We start from the raw sequence: 16,227 nt of genomic DNA, 5'->3' as shown, positions 1-16,227 counted from the left end.
TCACGGGCGACTGGGCCCGCCGGCCGGGTGCGGAGTACGGAGTGCGGTCAAGGACATCGGGGTCGCGGGCAGCGTATCGCCCGAAAGTAAACGTCAGGCCTACTGCACAGGTCGTCCACGTGCCGCCGCGCCCTCAGTCCTGCGGCGTGTCCCGGCCGAGCCGGTGGCGCTTGCGCCAGGCGACCAGCGCCCCGCCGAGAGCGGACAGCACGATGAAGCCCGTGGCGGCCAGGAAGACCGGCGAGGTCGGCGACGCGGCCTCGCTGCCGGCTATCACGTACGCCGCCGTGTTCGGGATCGACCCCAGCCCGGTGGCCAGGAGGAACGGCGGAGCGCTCATCCGGGAGGTCGCCGCACAGTAGTTGGCGGCGGCGAACGGGATCCCGGGAAAGAGCCGCAGCGCCAGCACGGACCGGAAACCGTGCCGGCTCAGCACCCCGTCCGCGGCGGTCAGCAGCCTCCCGCGCAACAGGGTCCGCAGCGCGTCCTGGCCCAGCACCCGGCCCAGCATGAACGACACGCCCGCGCCCAGCACGGTGCCCGCCAGCGCAGCCGCGAGACCCGCCTGCGCGCCGAACAACGCGCCCGCGGCGATGTTGAGCAGCGGGCGCGGCACGAACGCCACCGTCAGCGCCCCGTACGCCAGCCCGAAGACCATCGCGGCCGTGGCCCCGGTCAGCTGGGGCGGCCAGCCCGACGCCAGCAGCCGCTGTGGCTCGAACAGCAGCATCGTCGACGCGGCCCCCAGCAGGACGGCCACGAGCAGCGAGAACCGGGACCACGGTGACAGCAGAGCCCTGGAGAGGCGCAGCGCGGGACCGGTGGCGGGCCGGGCGGTGGGGACGGGGTCGAACATTCGGGGAGAGTAACCGAAAAGGCTGTGTGATCGCCGTAATGTGCCTCGCGTGAACCCCGCCGCCGACGCCCCCGTCCCGCCGGACAGCACCCTCGCCGACACCGTCCTGGAGCGGCTCGTCGCCGTCTACGCCCCGGCCGCCGACCCCGTACGGGCCGAGGGGGCCGCCGCGTACATGAAGCACGTCGCCCCCTTCCTCGGGATCCCCACCCCGGAGCGGCGGGCCCTGTCGCGGACCGTGCTGGCGGGCACCGGGCGGCCGGACGAGGCGGACTGCACGGCGATCGCGCTGCGCTGCTGGCGGCTGCCGGAGCGGGAGTACCAGTACTTCGCCGCCGACTACCTGCGCCGGTACGCGGGCCGCTGCACCTCCGGCTTCCTGCCCGTTCTCCACCACCTCGTGACCACCGTCCCCTGGTGGGACACGGTCGACGTGCTGGCCGCGCATGTCGCGGGACCGCTGGTCGCCGCCGACCCGGCGCTCGCCCGCGAGATGGACCGGTGGATCGACGACCCCAGCCTCTGGGCGGCCAGGACCGCCCTCCTCCACCAGTTGCGCTACCGCGAGGCCACCGACACCGACCGCCTCTTCGGCTACTGCCTGCGCCGCGCGGACCACCCCGACTTCTTCGTCCGCAAGGCGATCGGCTGGGCCCTGCGGGAGTACGCCAAGACCGACCCGGCCGCCGTACGCGACTTCGTCGCCGGAGCCGGGAACCGGCTGTCGCCGCTCTCCGCGCGCGAGGCGCTCAAGAACCTCTGAGACGCCGGGAAAACCATTCGACGGCAACGCCCCGCCCGGCCATGATCAGGGACATGTTCCGGTACGCCTTCCCCGCAGCGCCGTCCGCAGTCGCGGACGCGCCGAAGGCTGCCGCGAACGACACGGCCCACCCGGCGGCCCTCGCCGCGGAAGCCGCGGCGTGCACCGCCGCCGCAGCGCCCTTCGGCGGCGCCCGAAGCTGACCCTCCCCCGACAGTCCGGCGGACCCCGCAAGGGGAGGGTCGGCGGGGCCCTGGGGTCTTCTCTTCGCAGCTTCGAGTTCTTCAGAAGGAACGAGCCATGTCCAAGACGGCTTACGTGCGCACCAAGCCGCACCTCAACATCGGCACCATGGGCCACGTCGACCACGGCAAGACCACCCTCACCGCCGCCATCACCAAGGTCCTCAGCGAGCGCGGTTCCAGCTCCACCTCCTACGTGTCCTTCGACCGGATCGACCGGGCCCCCGAGGAGGCCCAGCGCGGCATCACCATCAACATCGCGCACGTCGAGTACGAGACCGACACCCGCCACTACGCCCACGTCGACATGCCCGGGCACGCCGACTACATCAAGAACATGGTGACCGGAGCGGCGCAGCTCGACGGGGCGATCCTCGTCGTCTCCGCGCTCGACGGGATCATGCCGCAGACCGCCGAGCACGTGCTGCTGGCCCGTCAAGTGGGCGTCGACCACATCGTCGTCGCCCTCAACAAGGCCGACGCGGGCGACCCCGAGCTGACCGACCTGGTCGAGCTGGAGGTCCGCGAGCTGCTCTCCGCGCACGGGTACGGCGGGGACGCCGTACCCGTGGTCCGGGTCTCCGGGCTCAAGGCGCTGGAGGGCGACCCGCGGTGGACGACGGCGATCGAAGGGCTGCTGGACGCCGTCGACACGTACGTACCGATTCCGGTGCGCTACACCGACGCGCCGTTCCTGCTGTCCGTCGAGAACGTCCTGACCATCACCGGCCGGGGCACCGTCGTCACCGGCGCCGTCGAGCGCGGCACCGTCCGCGTCGGCGACCGGGTCGCGGTGCTCGGCGCGGACGTCGAGACGGTCGTCACCGGTCTGGAGACCTTCGGCAAGCCGATGGAGTCCGCCGAGGCCGGGGACAACGTCGCGCTGCTGCTGCGCGGGGTGGAGCGCGACCGGGTCCGCCGCGGCCATGTCGTGGCCGCGCCCGGCAGCGTGGTGCCGAGCCGCCGGTTCACCGCCCAGGTGTACGTGCTGTCGACGAAGGAGGGCGGCCGGTCGACCCCGGTGGCCACCGGCTACCGGCCGCAGTTCTACATCCGTACGGCGGACGTCGTCGGCGATGTCGACCTCGGCGAGGCGGCGGTCGCGCGCCCCGGCGACACGGTCACGATGACCGTGGAGCTGGGCCGTGACGTGCCGCTGGAGTCCGGTCTCGGCTTCGCGATCCGCGAGGGCGGCCGCACGGTCGGCGCGGGCACGGTCACCGCGCTGCTCTGAGCACCACCGCTGCCCGCCACCCCTCGTCCCGGGGTGGCGGGCAGCGGGGCGCGGGAGGCGACAATGGGGGCGTGAACGAGCCGATACCCGTCATCCGCGAGGTCGACTGCGGCACCGCGCGGCTGCTGCCCGACGTGGACCGCGACCGGGCCTGGCTGCTCACGGTCGACGACGCCCCCCAGTCCTACGTCGACCTCGACGACCCGTCCCACCTGGAGTTCGAGTACGTGCGCCGGCTCGCCCACGTCGTGGACGGCGCGGCCGGGCCGGGCGCGCCCCTGGACGTCCTGCACCTGGGCGGCGGGGCGCTGACCCTGCCCCGCTACGTGGCGGCGACCCGCCCCCGATCGCGCCAGGACGTCGTCGACGCGGACCGGGGGCTGCTGCGGCTGGTCCGGGAGGAGTTGCCGCTGTCCGGGGGCAGCGGCATCGCCCTGCACGCGGCCGACGCCCGGGAGTGGCTGGAGGCGGCGGCCCCCGCCTGTGCCGATCTGCTCATCGCGGACGTGTTCGGCGGCTCCCGCGTTCCGGCGCACCTGACGTCCGTCGAGTACGCGCGCGCCGCGGGCCGGGCGCTGCGCGGGGACGGGATCTACGCCGCCAACCTGGCCGACAGCGCACCGTTCGCCTTCCTGCGCTCGCAGGTGGCGAACTTCGCCGCGGTCTTCCCCGAGCTGGCGCTGATCGGGGAACCGGCCGTGCTGCGCGGGCGGCGCTTCGGCAACGTGGTGCTGCTCGCCTCGTACGCGCCCCTCGACCTGGCGCCGCTCGTCCGGGCCTGCGCCGCCGACGCCTTTCCCGCGCGGGTCACCCACGGCCCCGCGCTGACCCGGTTCCTCGGCGGGGCCCGCCCGGTGGCGGACGTGGACGCGGTCGCCTCGCCCGAACCGCCCGACGGAGCCTTCAGCGTCGGCTGAGGCTCCGTCGGGCGGTTCGGGGGCGGGAGGGGGCGGGCGCGCGGGTCAGCCGGTGGGATCGCCGGCGAGGCGGACCGTGCTCAGGATCTTCTGGATGGTGGTGTCCGGAAGCTCGTCCTTGACCCCGGCGGCGGCGTAGAGGACCCAGGTCGAGAAGTCGCCCTTGGAGTTCTTGAAGGAGAAGGCGATCGACTTCCCGTCGCTGTCGCACTTCTCCTTGTTGGCGAGGCCCAGCGCGGTGGCCTGGACGACACTGCCGGAGAGACCCGACTCCGTGGTGTACGCCTTGGGCTTGCCGACCTTGACCTTGCTCTTGGGATCCAGCTGGGCGTAGGCCGCCCACACCCAGTTGCCGGCCTCGTTCGTCGCGGCCTCGTCGGTGTTCTTGGCGCCCTGGGCGCCCTTCGTCCCGACGCCGGCCAGCCCGGTGTCCTCCTGGCTGCCGTCCCCGTCGGAGTCGTCGACGCACCACTTGCTCTTGTAGTAGGCGGGTGCGGAGAAGCCGGCGACCGGCTTGCCGGTGGGCTCCTTGGCGTCCTCGAAGCCGGAGAACATCCCCGAGCTCGCGACCTCCCAGTCACCGGGAACGTCGAACTGCGTGCCCCACTTGGGGTTGGTGACGACCTTCCAGCCCGGTACGACCGGCTTGGGGTCGCTCTCGGAGCCCCGCGGGTTCTCCGCGGGCGGCGCGGAGCCGTTGTCCGCCCCGCTGGGCTGGGCGCTCGGCGACGCGGACTTCTTGTCGTCGGCGACGGCCCTGCCGCCGTCGTCGTCCTTGCCGAGCACGAGGAAACCGGTGACGCCCGCCGTGATCACGACGGCGGTCGCCGCGACGATCGCCACGATCGTCGTCTTCTTCTTGTCGTCGCCGGGCTTCGGCCCGCCGGGCGGACCCGGAACGGCGTACTGCGGCGCCGTCGGCTGCTGGTAGGGATTGGGCTGCTGGTACCCGGGCTGCCCGGCGGGCGGGCCCTGCGGGTACCCGTAGCCCGGTTCCGTGGGCTGCCCCGGCAGGCCCTGCGGCGGATATCCCGGCTGCTGGTAGGGATTCGGCTGCTGGTACCCCGGCTGCTGGTACGGGTTCTGATTCTGGTCCTGCGGGTTCTGCTCGCCCCCGGGCGGCTGCGTTCCTGGCCACATGGCCAGTAACCATAGATGGGCCGCCCGGCCACTTCTACGGCCGCCCTGTCCCAGAGCCGTCACAAGGGGATGGCCAAACGGTTCTACTGGTGAGTAACCTTCGGGCATGAGCGCTGAACAGATGACCGTGGGCGAGATGCTCGTCGCGACGGTCCCGATGGCCCGGACCCTCAACCTCGACTTCCTGGAGACGACCCCGGAGCGCGCCGTCGTCCGGCTGCCCGACCAGGCGGATTACCACAACCACCTGGGCGGACCCCACGCCGGAGCGATGTTCACGCTCGCCGAGTCCGCCAGCGGCGCGATCGTCATCGCCGCCTTCGGCGACCAGCTGTCGCGCGCCGTGCCGCTCGCCGTGAAGGCCGAGATCGGCTACAAGAAGCTCGCCAAGGGCGAGGTCACCGCCACCGCGACCCTCGGCCGCCCCATCGCCGACGTCGTCGCCGAGCTGGACGCCGGGCAGCGGCCGGAATTCACCGTCGCCGTCGAGATCCGGCGTGGAGACGGCGCGGTCACCGGTGAGATGACCGTCGTGTGGACCCTGCGCCCCAACGGCTGAGAGGCTCCGCACGCACCCGGGCCGCCGCCCCTCCCCGAACGGGAGCGACGGCGGCCCGGGCGTACGGCGGCCGGGGCCGGGCGTCAGCCCCCGTGCGCCTCGCGGTGCGCCTTCGCCAGCTCCACGTATCCGGCCGCGTTGAAGCGGATGCCCTCCAGCTCCTCGGCGGTCAGCGGCCGCTTCACCTTCGCGGGCACCCCCGCGACGAGCGAACCCGGCGGCACCCGCATCCCCTGCGGCACCAGGGCCTGTGCCGCGACCAGCGAACCCGCCCCGATGTGCGCCCCGTTGAGCACCGTGGCGCCCATCCCCACCAGCACGTCGTCCTCGATCACACAGCCGTGCAGCACCGCGTTGTGGCCGACCGAGACCCGCGCGCCCACGGTGAGCGGGAACCCGGGGTCGGTGTGCACGCTGCAGTTGTCCTGGATGTTGCTGTCGGGTCCGAGCGAGATCGGACCGCAGTCCGCGCGCAGCACCGCCTGGTACCAGACGCTGGAGCCCGGGGCGAGCGTCACCTCGCCGATCACCACGGAGGTCGGGGCCACGAACGCGTCCACGTCGATGTCCGGCTCCTTGCCGCCCATGCCCGTGATCAACGCCTGCTCCGCCATCGCCTGCTCCTTCGCGCCGGTGTGGTGCTTCCGGGCCCTCCCGTCGAATCGGTCGGATCCGCCGGGCCGGGCCGACACACACGGTAGGGGACGGCCCCCGCGGCCGACGCCCGGTGGGGCGAACATCACAGGTCATCGCGCGGACCGCCACCGCGCCGCCGACTACCGTGAGCGCGTGCCGAAGAACCGAAACGCGTTCTCCTTCCTCGCCCGCTGGCCCCGCCGTGCCGCCTCCCGCGCGGTCCACCGCGGCTGGGCCTGGGCACAGCGGACGGGCGCGGTCACCGCCGAGCACCCCGGGCGGCTGCGATTCCGCGCGATCGGCACCGGAACCCGGCTCGCCTTCCCGCAGGGGACCGTGTTCGGAGAGCCGTGGATCGAGCTCGGCGCGCACTGCGTCATCGGCGAGCAGGTCACGCTCACGGCCGGAATGATGCCGGACCTGGACCTCGGCCCCGACACCGTGCTCACGCTGGGCGACGGCGTGGTGCTGGGGCGCGGCAGCCACGTGATCGCCGACACGACGGTGACGATCGGCCCGGACACCTACTGCGGCCCGTACGTCTACATCACCTCGACCAACCACAGCTACGACGACCCGCACGAGCCGGTGGGCAAGCAGTGGCCCCGGATGGAACCCGTGGCGATCGGGCCCGGCTGCTGGATCGGGACCGGCGCGGTGATCCTGCCCGGCGCCCGGCTCGGCCGGAACGTCGTGGTCGCGGCCGGCGCTGTCGTCCGGGGCGAGGTCCCCGACCACGCCGTGGTCGCGGGAGCCCCCGCCCGCGTCGTCCGCAGCTGGGACCCCGAGAAGGGCTGGCGGCCGCCCCTGCGCACGCCCGCGCCCGTGCCGATCCCCGAGGGCGTCACGCCCGAACAGCTCCTCGCCCTCGCGGAGCTCGACGAGGCGCCCGAGAAGCCGTAGGCCCTGTCGTAGGAGGACGGTGGCGGCAGAGCCCTCCGGACGCGGGAGCGCACCGTGGGGCCGTGCAATATTCTTGACCGCGGCACACGCCGTACCCGAGCCGGCCCACCGCACTCGGTACGCCGCACTCCGCCACCCGCACTCCGCCATCCACCGCAGGGACGGTACGTGTCCGACCTCGACCAGCTCACCCAGTCGCTGGCCCGCAACCTCAAGCGCTGGCGGGGGGAGCGCGGCTTCACCCTCGACGCCCTCGCGGCCCGCGCCGGGGTCAGCCGCGGGATGATCATCCAGATCGAGCAGGCGCGGACGAACCCGAGCGTCGGCACCACCGTCAAACTGGCCGACGCGCTCGGCGTCAGCATCACCACCCTCCTCGATCACGAGGAGGGCGCCCAGGTCCGGCTGGTGCCGGAGAGCCGGGCCGTCCGCATGTGGTCCACCGAGGCGGGCAGCTCCACCACGCTGCTCGTCGGCGCCGAGGCCCGGGGCCCGCTCGAACTGTGGACCTGCCGGCTGGTCGCGGGCGAGGGCACCACGTCCGACCCGCACCCCGAGGGCACCGTCGAACTCCTCCACGTCACCGAGGGCGAACTGACCCTGCTCGTCGACGGCCGCACCCACCCCGTCCCCGCCGGAACCTCCGCCACCTTCGAGGCGCACGTTCCGCACGGCTACCGCAACGAGGGCACCGGACCGGCCGTGTTCACCATGGCCGTCGCCATCCCGCCCGTCCGCTGAGACACCCGGCCGCCCGCCGCACCGCCGCTGTTAGCGTGAGCGCCATGCGCGCACCCATCGGCACCTTCGAGGACGCGGCTCCCGCCGCGGAACGGCTCGACCTGCTCCCCGCCCCCGTCGTCGCGGCCCTGACCGCCGGCTGGGGCGAATTCACCGCGGAGCACCTCATCCACGTCGACAGCGACCCGGCCGTCGCCGACACCGCGGTCTTCGCCGAACACCACGGCGTGGAACTGCTGGACACCTCGGCCAACTGCGTCGTCGTGGCGGGCAAGCGCGGCCAGGACATCACCCTCGCCGCCTGCGTGGTGCTCTCCCGCACCCGGGTCGACGTCAACGGCACGGTCCGCAAACACCTCGGCGCCCGCAAGGCCTCGTTCGCGTCGATGGACACGGCGGTCGGCGAGAGCGGCATGGAGTACGGCGGCATCACCCCGATCGGCCTGCCCGCAGCCTGGCCCCTCCTGCTGGACCCCGCCGTCGTGGACGAGGAGTGGGTGCTGATCGGCAGCGGCAGCCGGCGCGGCAAGCTCATCGTCCCCGGCAAGGCGCTGGCCGCCCTCCCGGGCGCCGTCCTCGTCGAGGGCCTCGGCGTCTGACCCTCTCCCCGGACGGCCCGGGGCGACCGGGTCAACTCCCGGCCCTCCGGTGCTCCGTGAGCCAGGCCGCGGCGAAGTCGACGGCGGGGCGCAGCCGCACGAGCCGGCAATCGGCGGCCCCCACGGGTCCCGCGCGTACGTCTCCGTCCGCCGCGGCATCCTCGAACGCCGTGCCCAGGGCGGCGAAGTCCCCGTCGTCCAGGGCGACGTCCTCGTACTCCCACCAACGGCGCACCCCCCGCGCCATCACCACACAGCGGTAGCCGCGCCGCGGCGGACCGGGCATCCGGTACTCGCCCAGGTGGAACGCCGTACACGTGGCGTAGCCGGTGCCGAGCAGCAGAATCCGGGCATCCGCCTCGTAGAGGCGGGCCAGCGGCGAGTCCTCCCCGAGATGGCAGTCCGCCCGGTGCCCGGCGAGCAGCCGGCCCGCCGCCGGGCCGAGCGCGGCGAACGAGGTCTGCGGATGCGCGCTGCGCCCGGCCCCCGGAGCCGTCCGTACGGTCTCGGCCAGCGCGCCCATCGACGGCGCGGGGGTGCGCGCCGGGTCGTACGCCGGCATCGCGGCGCGCACGGCGTCCACGGCCCCGGCGGCCAGCCCCCGCACCCGCTCGCGGTAGTGCGGAGAGGTGTCGGAGTTCTCCGGGGTGAAGGCGGGGACCACCACCGTCCCCGAAACCCCGACGGCCCGCCGCAACGCGTCCAGCACCCCTCGCGCCCCGCCCTCCGGCCGCCCCAGCGAGCGCAGTGAGGCGTGCACCAGGAGCACTTCGCCGGGCCGGACGCCGAGCGCGGTCAGCGCGGCCGTCGTCCGGGCCCCGTCGGTCATGTCGCGTACGTCCTCCACGGCGGAGATTCTGCCCACCTCACGGCGCCCCGCACACCCGGGCGGCTCAGGCGCGCGTGCCGAGCCGCGGGATCTCGATCGCCGGGCACCGGTCCATCACCATGTCCAGGCCCGCCGCACGGGTCCGCCCGTAGGCGTCCGGGTCCACGACGCCGAGCTGGAACCACACCGCCTTCGCGCCCACCGCCACCGCCTCGTCCGCGACGGCGCCCGCCAGCTCGCTGTTGACGAACACGTCCACCACGTCGACCGGGAAGGGGATCTCCGTGAGCGAGGCGTATCCCTGCTCCCCGTGCACCGTCTCGGCCTTCGGGTGCACCGGCACCACCCGCTTGCCGAACCGCTGGAGGACCTCCGCCACTCCGTACGCCGTCCGGGAACGGTTGCCGGAGAGGCCCACCACCGCCCAGGTGCCGCCCGTGTCCTGGAGGATCCGCCGGATCGTCGCGTCGTCCGCGTACGCGTCCACCGCGCCGCCGTCTGCCGTGCCGTCTGTGTCCATGCCCGGACAACCGACGTCCCCACCTCCCCATTCCCGCCGGGGCCCGCCCTCGCGGCGGCGCATAGGGTGGACGGATGCAGGAGCAGTACCGGACCGTCGCCCGCGCGGGTGTGCACGAGAGCGAGATCAACCGATCCCGTTTCCTCTGCTCCCTCGCCCCCGCCGCCACCGAACAGGAAGCCCAGGACTTCGTCGCCCGCGTCCGCAAGGAGCACCCGACCGCCTCCCACAACTGCTTCGCGTACGTGATCGGAGCCGACGCCGCCGTGCAGAAGGCGAGCGACGACGGCGAACCCGGCGGCACCGCCGGCGTCCCGATGCTCCAGATGCTCATGCGCCGGGAGGTGCGGTACGCCGTGGCGGTCGTGACCCGCTACTACGGCGGGGTCAAACTCGGGGCGGGCGGGCTGATCCGGGCGTACGGGGGAGTGGTCGGCGAGGCCCTCGACACGCTCGGCACCATCACCCGGCAGCGCTTCCGCCTCGCCACGATCCGGGTCGACCACCAGCGGGCCGGAAAGCTGGAGAACGACCTGCGGGCCACCGGGCGGGACGTCCGCGAGGTGCGGTACGCCGAGGCCGTCACCATCGGCATCGGGCTGCCGGACGGCGACGTCGAGGCGTTCACCGCCTGGCTGGCCGACGCGACCGCGGGGACGGCCGTGCTGGAGCTGGGCGGCGAGGCGTACGGGGACGCGAGCGCGTGAACCCCGCGAGGTGAGGCCAATCCCACGGGGCCAAAATCATGATCGATGCGGGTTCGGCGGCCCGGCGGCGATAGCGTGGCCGGTGCCGAGCGGGATCACGGGCCGCCGGTGGCGCGGCCCACGGGGTGGAGGACGACGATGCAGGCCACAACCGGCGGAGTGACGATGCCGGACGCGACCGGCCGGGTGGCGGTGCGGGCCGTGACCGGCGGAGGGACGGAGCCGGCCGGTTCCACCGGAGCGCCGGTGCCGGCCGAACCCGCCGGAGCGATGGCGTGAGGATCCTGCACACCTCGGACTGGCACCTGGGCAGGTCCTTCCACCGGGTCTCCCTCCTCGACGCCCAGGCCGCCTACCTCGACCATCTCGTGGCGACCGTCCGGGAACGCGAGGTGGACGCCGTCCTCGTCGCGGGCGACGTCTACGACCGGGCCGTCCCGCCGCTCAGCGCCGTCGAGCTGTTCGACCGCGCGCTGCACCGGCTGGCCGCCTCGGGCGTCCCCACCGTCATGATCTCCGGCAACCACGACTCGGCCCGCCGGCTCGGCGTCGGCGCCGGCCTCCTCGAACGCGCCGGGGTCCACCTGCGGACCGACCCGGAGAACTGCGCCACCCCCGTCGTGCTCGCCGACACCCACGGCGACGTGGCGTTCTACGGGCTGCCCTACCTGGAACCGGCCCTGGTCAAGGACGCCCTCCGGGCGGACAGGGCCGGTCACGAGGCGGTCCTCACCGCCGCGATGGACCGGGTCCGCGCAGACCTCGCCACCCGCCCGGAGGGCACCCGCTCCGTCGTCCTCGCCCACGCCTTCGTGGCGGGCGGGGAGCCCAGCGACAGCGAACGCGACATCACCGTCGGCGGAGTCGCCGCCGTCCCCGCAGGGGTCTTCGACGGTGTCGACTACGTGGCCCTCGGCCATCTCCACGGCTCCCAGCGGGTCACGGACCGCGTCCGCTACTCCGGATCCCCGCTCGCCTACTCCTTCTCCGAGGCCGACCACCGCAAGACCATGTGGCTCATCGACCTCGACGCCGACGGGGGCATCGCCGCCGAGGAACGGATCGACTGCCCCGTGGAGCGGCCCCTCGCCCGGCTCCGGGGCCGGCTGGACACCCTCCTGGAGGACCCCGCCCTGGACCGCCACGAGCAGGCCTGGGTGGAGGCCACCCTCACCGATCCGGTGCGCCCCGCCGAACCCATGGCCCGCCTCGCCCGGCGCTTCCCGGGCACCCTCAGCCTCGTCTTCGACCCCGAGCGACCGCCGGACGACCCGGGGGCGTCCTACGCCCAGCGCCTTCGGGGCCGCGACGACCACCAGATCGCCGAGGACTTCGTCGCCCACGTCCGCGGCGGCAGCGGCCCCAGCGACCTCGAACGCACCGTGCTGCGGGCCGCGTTCGACGACGTACGGGTCGACGAGACCGTCCGCGAGGTGTCCCGGTGAGACTGCACCGCCTGAGCATCACCGCCTTCGGGCCGTTCGGCGCCACCCAGGACGTCGACTTCGACGCCCTCTCCTCCGCCGGGCTTTTCCTGCTCCACGGCCCCACCGGAGCGGGCAAGACCTCCGTCCTGGACGCCGTCTGCTTCGCCCTGTACGGGGCCGTCCCCGGCGCCCGGCAGAGCCCCGGCGCCTCCCTGCGCAGCGACCACGCCCCGGCGGACCTGCCCACCGAGGTCCAGCTGGAGCTGACCGTCGGCGGCCGCCGCCTCGAAGTCACCCGCAGCCCCGCCCAGCCCCGCCCGAAGAAGCGCGGCGACGGCTTCACCCTGGAGAAGGCCCAGAGCCGGCTGCGCGGCCACGACCCCGAGCGCGGCTGGCAGGCGCTCAGCAAGTCGCACCAGGAGATCGGCGAGGAGCTGACCCGGCTCATCGGCATGAGCCGGGACCAGTTCTGCCAGGTGGTGCTGTTGCCGCAGGGCGACTTCGCGCGTTTCCTGCGCTCGGACGCCGAGGCCCGCGGCAAGCTCCTCGGCCGTCTCTTCGACACCCGTCGCTTCGCCGCCGTCGAGGAACGCCTCGCCGAGCTGCGCCGGGGCGGCGAGGCCAGGGTCATCGCCGCGGACGAGCGGATCCTCGCCCTCGCCCAGCGCATCGCCCAGGCGGCCGGACCCGCGGGGGGCGAGGCCACGCCGATCGCCGCCCGGCGGGGCGAACCCGGTCTCGCCGAAGCCGTGCTGGAGTGGGCCGCCGTCGCCCGGTCCACGGCCCGCGAACGGCTCGACATCGCCCACCGCGTCCTGACCGGGGCCGAGGGCCGGCAGCGCACGGCACGCCACGCCCTGGACACCGAGCGCGAACTCGCCCGCCTCCAGGAGCGGTACGAGGAGACCGTGCGCCGCGCCGCGGCCCTGGAGGAGCGACGGCCCGAACACGACCGCTGCCAGGAGGAGCTGGAGCGCGCCCGCAAGGCCGACCGGGTCGCCCCGGCGCTGGAACTGCGTGAGGAGGCGGAGCTCGCCCACCGCCGGGCGGACGCCGCCCTCGACCGGGCCAGGGCGCAGCTGCCGTCCGACCTGGCCGACGCGGGACCCGATCAACTCGCCGAGCTGGAGCGCCGGTTCCGGCAGGAGCTGGGTGGCCTGGAGTCCGCGCGCCGGGCCGAGGCGCGCAGCGCCGGCATCGACGGGGAACGGGAGCGGCTGGAGCGCGAGTCCCGGGCCGACGACGCCACCGTCCGGGACGCGGACGCCTGGCTGGCGGGCTGGGACGCCGTCCACGCCGGACTCCGGGAACGCATCGCGACGGCGCAGGAGGCCGCGACCCGCGCCGAGCGGCTCGCCGGGCTGCTCGCCCCGGCCCGTCGCAGGCTGGAGGCCGCCCGCCGCCGCGACGCGCTGGCCGACGAGCTCCTGGCCGCGGGGGAGACGCTGGCCGAGGCCCGCGAACGCGCCCTCGACGCCCACGAGAGCTGGCTCGGGCTGCGGGAGCGCCGACTGCGGGACATCGCGGCGGAGCTGGCCGCCGGACTCGTGGACGGCACGCCCTGCACCGTCTGCGGCTCCGCCGAGCACCCGGCCCCCGCCACCGAGGGCGACGGCCACGTCGACCGGGCCACCGAGGAGACGGCCCTCACCGCCCACCGGCGGGCCGAGGAGACCCGCGCCCGCGCGGAGCAGGCCCTCGGGCTCGTCCGCGAACGCCACGCCACCGCGCACGCGGAGGCCCGCGACGCGGCTGCCCCGGCGGCTGCCGACGGGGCTTCGGCCGCCGCCGTCGCCGACGGCGAAGCACAGGGCGCCCCCGGCCCGTCCGTCGACGAGCTCCGTGACACCGTCGACCGGTTGGCCGCCGAGCATGCCGCCGAGCACCTCCTCGCCGCCGGGACGCACGCCGCCCGCGAGGCCCTCGACGCCGCCGAGCGCGAGCACGCCGACCGCCTCGAACTCCGTCAGGAGGCCGAGCGCCGGGCCGCCGCCCGCACCTCCCGGCGTGAGGCGCTCGACCGTGAGCAGACCGCGCTGCACGACGAACTCGCCGCCGTCCGGGGCGCGTCCGGGTCCGTCGCCGCCCACGCGGACCGTCTCACCCGCCGGGTGGAGCTGCTGGCGGAGGCCGCCGAGGCCGTACGCGCCGAGCAGGACGCGGCCCGGCGGCGCAAGGAGGCCGACGACCGGCTCTCCGACGCGGCGTTCCGGGCCGGCTTCGACACCCCGGAGGCCGCCGCCGCGACCCTCCTCGACCCCGCCGCCCAACGCGACCTCCAGCACCGCATCGACGCCTGGCAGGCCGAGGCCGCCGCGGTGGCCGACCGCCGTGCCGAGCGCGACGCCCGCGAGGCCGCCGAACAGCCCGCCGCACGGCCATCGGCGGCGCAGGGCGCGTTCGAGACGGCGGAATGGCTGCTGCGCGAGGCGTCCTCGGCGCTCGCCGCCGCCGACCAGCGCTGCGGCGAGCTGACCCGGCTCTCCCGGCAGGCCGCCGACGAGGTACGCCGGCTGGGACCCGTGCGCCAGGAGTACGAACGGGTCGCCCGGCTCGCGGGTCTCGCCGCGGGCACCTCCGCCGACAACGAACGCAAGATGCGCCTGGAGGCGTACGTCCTGGCCGCCCGCCTGGAACAGGTGGCCGCCGCCGCCACCGCACGGCTCCAGCGGATGTCCTCGGGCCGCTACACGCTGGTCCACTCCGACGCCCGCACGGGCGGACGCCGCGCCGGACTCGGACTGCACGTGGTCGACGCCTGGACCGGCAGCGAACGCGACACCGCGACGCTCTCCGGCGGGGAGACGTTCTTCGCCTCGCTGGCCCTCGCGCTGGGCCTCGCGGACGTCGTGACCGAGGAGGCCGGCGGCGTACGCCTGGACACCCTCTTCATCGACGAGGGGTTCGGCAGCCTCGACGACCAGACGCTGGACGAGGTGCTCGACGTACTCGACTCCCTGCGGGAGCGGGACCGCAGCGTCGGCATCGTCAGCCATGTGGCCGACCTGCGCCGCCGGATCCCGGTCCGGCTCGAAGTGGTGAAGGAGCGGCAGGGCTCGTCCGTCCGGCACCGCCTGTGACGCCCGGTCTGCGCGCGGTCGTGCCCGGTGTCAGCGGCCGATCGCCCGGCGGGGGAGCGGCGAGGAGTACACGACGCTGGTGGTGACGGAGCCCAGCGCCCCGATCCGCCCGGTGGTCTCCTCCAGATGCCTCATCGAACGGGCCGTGACCTTGAGGACGAAGCAGTCGTCGCCGGTGACGTGGTGGGCCTCGATGATCTCGGGCGTGGTCTCCAGCAGATCGTGGAAGGGCTTGTAGTTCCCGTTCGGGTAGCGCAGGCGCACCAGGGCGAGGACGGGCAGTCCGAGCCGCTCGGCGTCGACCACCGCCGCGTACCCGCTGATCACCCCCAGCTCCTCCAGTCGGCGCACCCGCTCCGTCACCGCGCTCGGGGACATGGCGACGGCTCGTGCGAGCTCGGCGAACGTGGCGCGGCCGTCGCGCTGGAGGACGTCGAGGATGCGCCAGTCGGTGGCGTCCGGGGAATAGTCGGTCACTCGCCCGAGACAACAGGGAAATCCCCGGCAGATCAAGAGGAGTGCCGGGGAATCCCACTTCCCGGTCCCGTTTCACGCTCATAGATTCATGGTCATGACCTCGCACATCACGGCCATGGCCGAGAACCCCGTCCTGCGCGTCGCGCCCGCTTCCCCCGCCGCCGCGGCGGCCTACTTCGGCGCCTCGCTCGCCTTCCACGCCGACGTCTCCGACGTGGCCTCCGCACTCGCCGCCGGCGGCGAGTGCGGGTTCGTCGTCCTGGACAGCCGCTCCACCGCGTCCTGGGACCAGGGGCACGTGCCCGGTGCGGTGCACCTGCCCACCGCGCTGATCCCCGAGCGGGCGGCGGCCCTGCTGGACCCGGCCGTTCCCGTCGTCACGTACTGCTGGGGGCCGGGCTGCAACGGCGCGACCCGCGCGGCCCTGGCCCTCGCCCAGCGGGGGTACCAGGTCAAGGAGATGCTCGGCGGATTCGAGTACTGGGTGCGCGAGGGCTTCGCCTTCGAGACCCGGGAGGGCGTCGAGCGGCGCGGAGCCGACCCGCTCACCGCACCGGCCGACGCCGCCGACTGCGGCTGCTGATACCGGGGCCCGGG

At 74.4% G+C, this 16,227-nt stretch carries 18 protein-coding genes; 12 read left to right on the top strand and 6 right to left on the bottom strand.

Annotated elements, in window-relative coordinates; translation table 11 throughout:
- Positions 1-133: 133 nt before the first annotated feature.
- Positions 134-856 (bottom strand): TVP38/TMEM64 family protein, encoded by a 723-nt coding sequence (locus DTB53_RS02220; RefSeq protein WP_012381809.1) that lies wholly within the window; start codon positions 854-856, stop codon positions 134-136.
- A gap of 49 nt (positions 857-905) precedes the next feature.
- On the opposite strand from DTB53_RS02220, the gene DTB53_RS02215 reads away from it, so the two are divergent.
- The 3 genes from DTB53_RS02215 to DTB53_RS02205 all read left to right on the top strand — a co-directional run bounded on the left by DTB53_RS02215 (position 906) and on the right by DTB53_RS02205 (position 4,012).
- Positions 906-1,619: a DNA alkylation repair protein gene (locus tag DTB53_RS02215; RefSeq protein WP_030704280.1), complete on the top strand. Its 714-nt coding sequence runs from the start codon at positions 906-908 to the stop codon at positions 1,617-1,619.
- A 300-nt stretch (positions 1,620-1,919) separates the two neighbouring features.
- A complete protein-coding gene (tuf, locus tag DTB53_RS02210; RefSeq protein ID WP_003970556.1) occupies positions 1,920-3,095 on the top strand; it encodes an elongation factor Tu in 1,176 nt (391 codons plus the stop codon).
- Between the two features lie 71 nt (positions 3,096-3,166).
- Entirely contained in the window at positions 3,167-4,012 is an 846-nt protein-coding gene (locus tag DTB53_RS02205; protein ID WP_003970557.1) for a spermidine synthase, read from the top strand.
- A gap of 45 nt (positions 4,013-4,057) precedes the next feature.
- On the opposite strand, the gene DTB53_RS02200 is transcribed toward DTB53_RS02205, so the two are convergent.
- On the bottom strand, positions 4,058-5,152 hold the full coding sequence (locus tag DTB53_RS02200; protein WP_012381810.1) for a DUF8017 domain-containing protein: 1,095 nt from the start codon (positions 5,150-5,152) through the stop codon (positions 4,058-4,060).
- 121 nt (positions 5,153-5,273) lie between these two features.
- On the opposite strand from DTB53_RS02200, the gene DTB53_RS02195 reads away from it, so the two are divergent.
- Positions 5,274-5,711: a DUF4442 domain-containing protein gene (locus DTB53_RS02195; RefSeq protein ID WP_003970559.1), complete on the top strand. Its 438-nt coding sequence runs from the start codon at positions 5,274-5,276 to the stop codon at positions 5,709-5,711.
- Positions 5,712-5,794: 83 nt separating this feature from the next.
- On the opposite strand, the gene DTB53_RS02190 is transcribed toward DTB53_RS02195, so the two are convergent.
- Positions 5,795-6,325 carry a gamma carbonic anhydrase family protein gene (locus tag DTB53_RS02190; protein ID WP_012381811.1) on the bottom strand — a complete coding sequence of 177 codons (531 nt, stop codon included), beginning with the start codon at positions 6,323-6,325 and terminating at the stop codon, positions 5,795-5,797.
- 175 nt (positions 6,326-6,500) lie between these two features.
- Here DTB53_RS02190 and DTB53_RS02185 point away from each other — a divergent pair, with 175 nt between their 5' ends.
- From DTB53_RS02185 to DTB53_RS02175, 3 genes are all read left to right on the top strand, one after another.
- Entirely contained in the window at positions 6,501-7,250 is a 750-nt protein-coding gene (locus DTB53_RS02185) for an acyltransferase (RefSeq protein WP_003970561.1), read from the top strand.
- A 168-nt stretch (positions 7,251-7,418) separates the two neighbouring features.
- Positions 7,419-7,991, top strand: a complete 573-nt coding sequence (locus DTB53_RS02180) for a helix-turn-helix domain-containing protein (RefSeq protein ID WP_003970562.1) — start codon at positions 7,419-7,421, stop codon at positions 7,989-7,991.
- 44 nt (positions 7,992-8,035) lie between these two features.
- Positions 8,036-8,590: a YbaK/EbsC family protein gene (locus tag DTB53_RS02175; RefSeq protein WP_003970563.1), complete on the top strand. Its 555-nt coding sequence runs from the start codon at positions 8,036-8,038 to the stop codon at positions 8,588-8,590.
- Between the two features lie 31 nt (positions 8,591-8,621).
- Here the strand turns inward: DTB53_RS02175 and DTB53_RS02170 are convergent, their stop codons facing one another.
- Positions 8,622-9,419: an AAC(3) family N-acetyltransferase gene (locus DTB53_RS02170; protein WP_012381812.1), complete on the bottom strand. Its 798-nt coding sequence runs from the start codon at positions 9,417-9,419 to the stop codon at positions 8,622-8,624.
- Between the two features lie 64 nt (positions 9,420-9,483).
- Positions 9,484-9,939, bottom strand: coding sequence for a CoA-binding protein (locus DTB53_RS02165; protein WP_012381813.1), 456 nt, complete (start codon positions 9,937-9,939; stop codon positions 9,484-9,486).
- Between the two features lie 74 nt (positions 9,940-10,013).
- Between DTB53_RS02165 and DTB53_RS02160 the strand changes: the two genes are divergently transcribed.
- From DTB53_RS02160 to DTB53_RS02145, 4 genes are all read left to right on the top strand, one after another.
- Entirely contained in the window at positions 10,014-10,646 is a 633-nt protein-coding gene (locus DTB53_RS02160) for a YigZ family protein (RefSeq protein WP_012381814.1), read from the top strand.
- A 138-nt stretch (positions 10,647-10,784) separates the two neighbouring features.
- Positions 10,785-10,925, top strand: coding sequence for a hypothetical protein (locus DTB53_RS36770; RefSeq protein ID WP_003970567.1), 141 nt, complete (start codon positions 10,785-10,787; stop codon positions 10,923-10,925).
- The gene (locus DTB53_RS02150) at positions 10,922-12,091 is read left to right on the top strand and encodes an exonuclease SbcCD subunit D (protein ID WP_012381815.1); all 1,170 of its coding nucleotides are present in this window, start codon (positions 10,922-10,924) and stop codon (positions 12,089-12,091) included. Before DTB53_RS36770 ends, DTB53_RS02150 begins: the two co-directional genes overlap by 4 nt.
- Entirely contained in the window at positions 12,088-15,153 is a 3,066-nt protein-coding gene (locus tag DTB53_RS02145) for an AAA family ATPase (protein ID WP_012381816.1), read from the top strand. The genes DTB53_RS02150 and DTB53_RS02145 overlap by 4 nt, the downstream gene beginning before the upstream one ends.
- Positions 15,154-15,183: 30 nt before the next feature.
- Here the strand turns inward: DTB53_RS02145 and DTB53_RS02140 are convergent, their stop codons facing one another.
- Positions 15,184-15,630: an Lrp/AsnC family transcriptional regulator gene (locus tag DTB53_RS02140; RefSeq protein WP_012381817.1), complete on the bottom strand. Its 447-nt coding sequence runs from the start codon at positions 15,628-15,630 to the stop codon at positions 15,184-15,186.
- Positions 15,631-15,718: 88 nt separating this feature from the next.
- On the opposite strand from DTB53_RS02140, the gene DTB53_RS02135 reads away from it, so the two are divergent.
- Positions 15,719-16,213 carry a rhodanese-like domain-containing protein gene (locus DTB53_RS02135; RefSeq protein WP_003970571.1) on the top strand — a complete coding sequence of 165 codons (495 nt, stop codon included), beginning with the start codon at positions 15,719-15,721 and terminating at the stop codon, positions 16,211-16,213.
- Positions 16,214-16,227 lie beyond the last annotated feature (14 nt).

It is taken from the genome of Streptomyces griseus, assembly GCF_900460065.1.
Lineage (GTDB): Bacteria > Actinomycetota > Actinomycetes > Streptomycetales > Streptomycetaceae > Streptomyces > Streptomyces griseus.
The sequence above is the reverse complement of the archived record's forward strand: the minus strand, read 5'-3'. Positions and strand labels throughout refer to the sequence as shown.

Excerpts from the sequence above, each read along its gene's own strand:
- DTB53_RS02220 (WP_012381809.1), bottom strand. The coding sequence starts at position 856 with ATGTTCGACCCCGTCCCCACCGCCCGGCCCGCCACCGGTCCCGCGCTG.
- tuf (WP_003970556.1), top strand. The coding sequence starts at position 1,920 with ATGTCCAAGACGGCTTACGTGCGCACCAAGCCGCACCTCAACATCGGC.
- DTB53_RS02200 (WP_012381810.1), bottom strand. The coding sequence starts at position 5,152 with ATGTGGCCAGGAACGCAGCCGCCCGGGGGCGAGCAGAACCCGCAGGAC.
- DTB53_RS02195 (WP_003970559.1), top strand. The coding sequence starts at position 5,274 with ATGACCGTGGGCGAGATGCTCGTCGCGACGGTCCCGATGGCCCGGACC.
- DTB53_RS02190 (WP_012381811.1), bottom strand. The coding sequence starts at position 6,325 with ATGGCGGAGCAGGCGTTGATCACGGGCATGGGCGGCAAGGAGCCGGAC.
- DTB53_RS02175 (WP_003970563.1), top strand. The coding sequence starts at position 8,036 with ATGCGCGCACCCATCGGCACCTTCGAGGACGCGGCTCCCGCCGCGGAA.
- DTB53_RS02170 (WP_012381812.1), bottom strand. The coding sequence starts at position 9,419 with ATGACCGACGGGGCCCGGACGACGGCCGCGCTGACCGCGCTCGGCGTC.
- DTB53_RS02165 (WP_012381813.1), bottom strand. The coding sequence starts at position 9,939 with ATGGACACAGACGGCACGGCAGACGGCGGCGCGGTGGACGCGTACGCG.
- DTB53_RS02160 (WP_012381814.1), top strand. The coding sequence starts at position 10,014 with ATGCAGGAGCAGTACCGGACCGTCGCCCGCGCGGGTGTGCACGAGAGC.
- DTB53_RS36770 (WP_003970567.1), top strand. The coding sequence starts at position 10,785 with ATGCAGGCCACAACCGGCGGAGTGACGATGCCGGACGCGACCGGCCGG.
- DTB53_RS02135 (WP_003970571.1), top strand. The coding sequence starts at position 15,719 with ATGGTCATGACCTCGCACATCACGGCCATGGCCGAGAACCCCGTCCTG.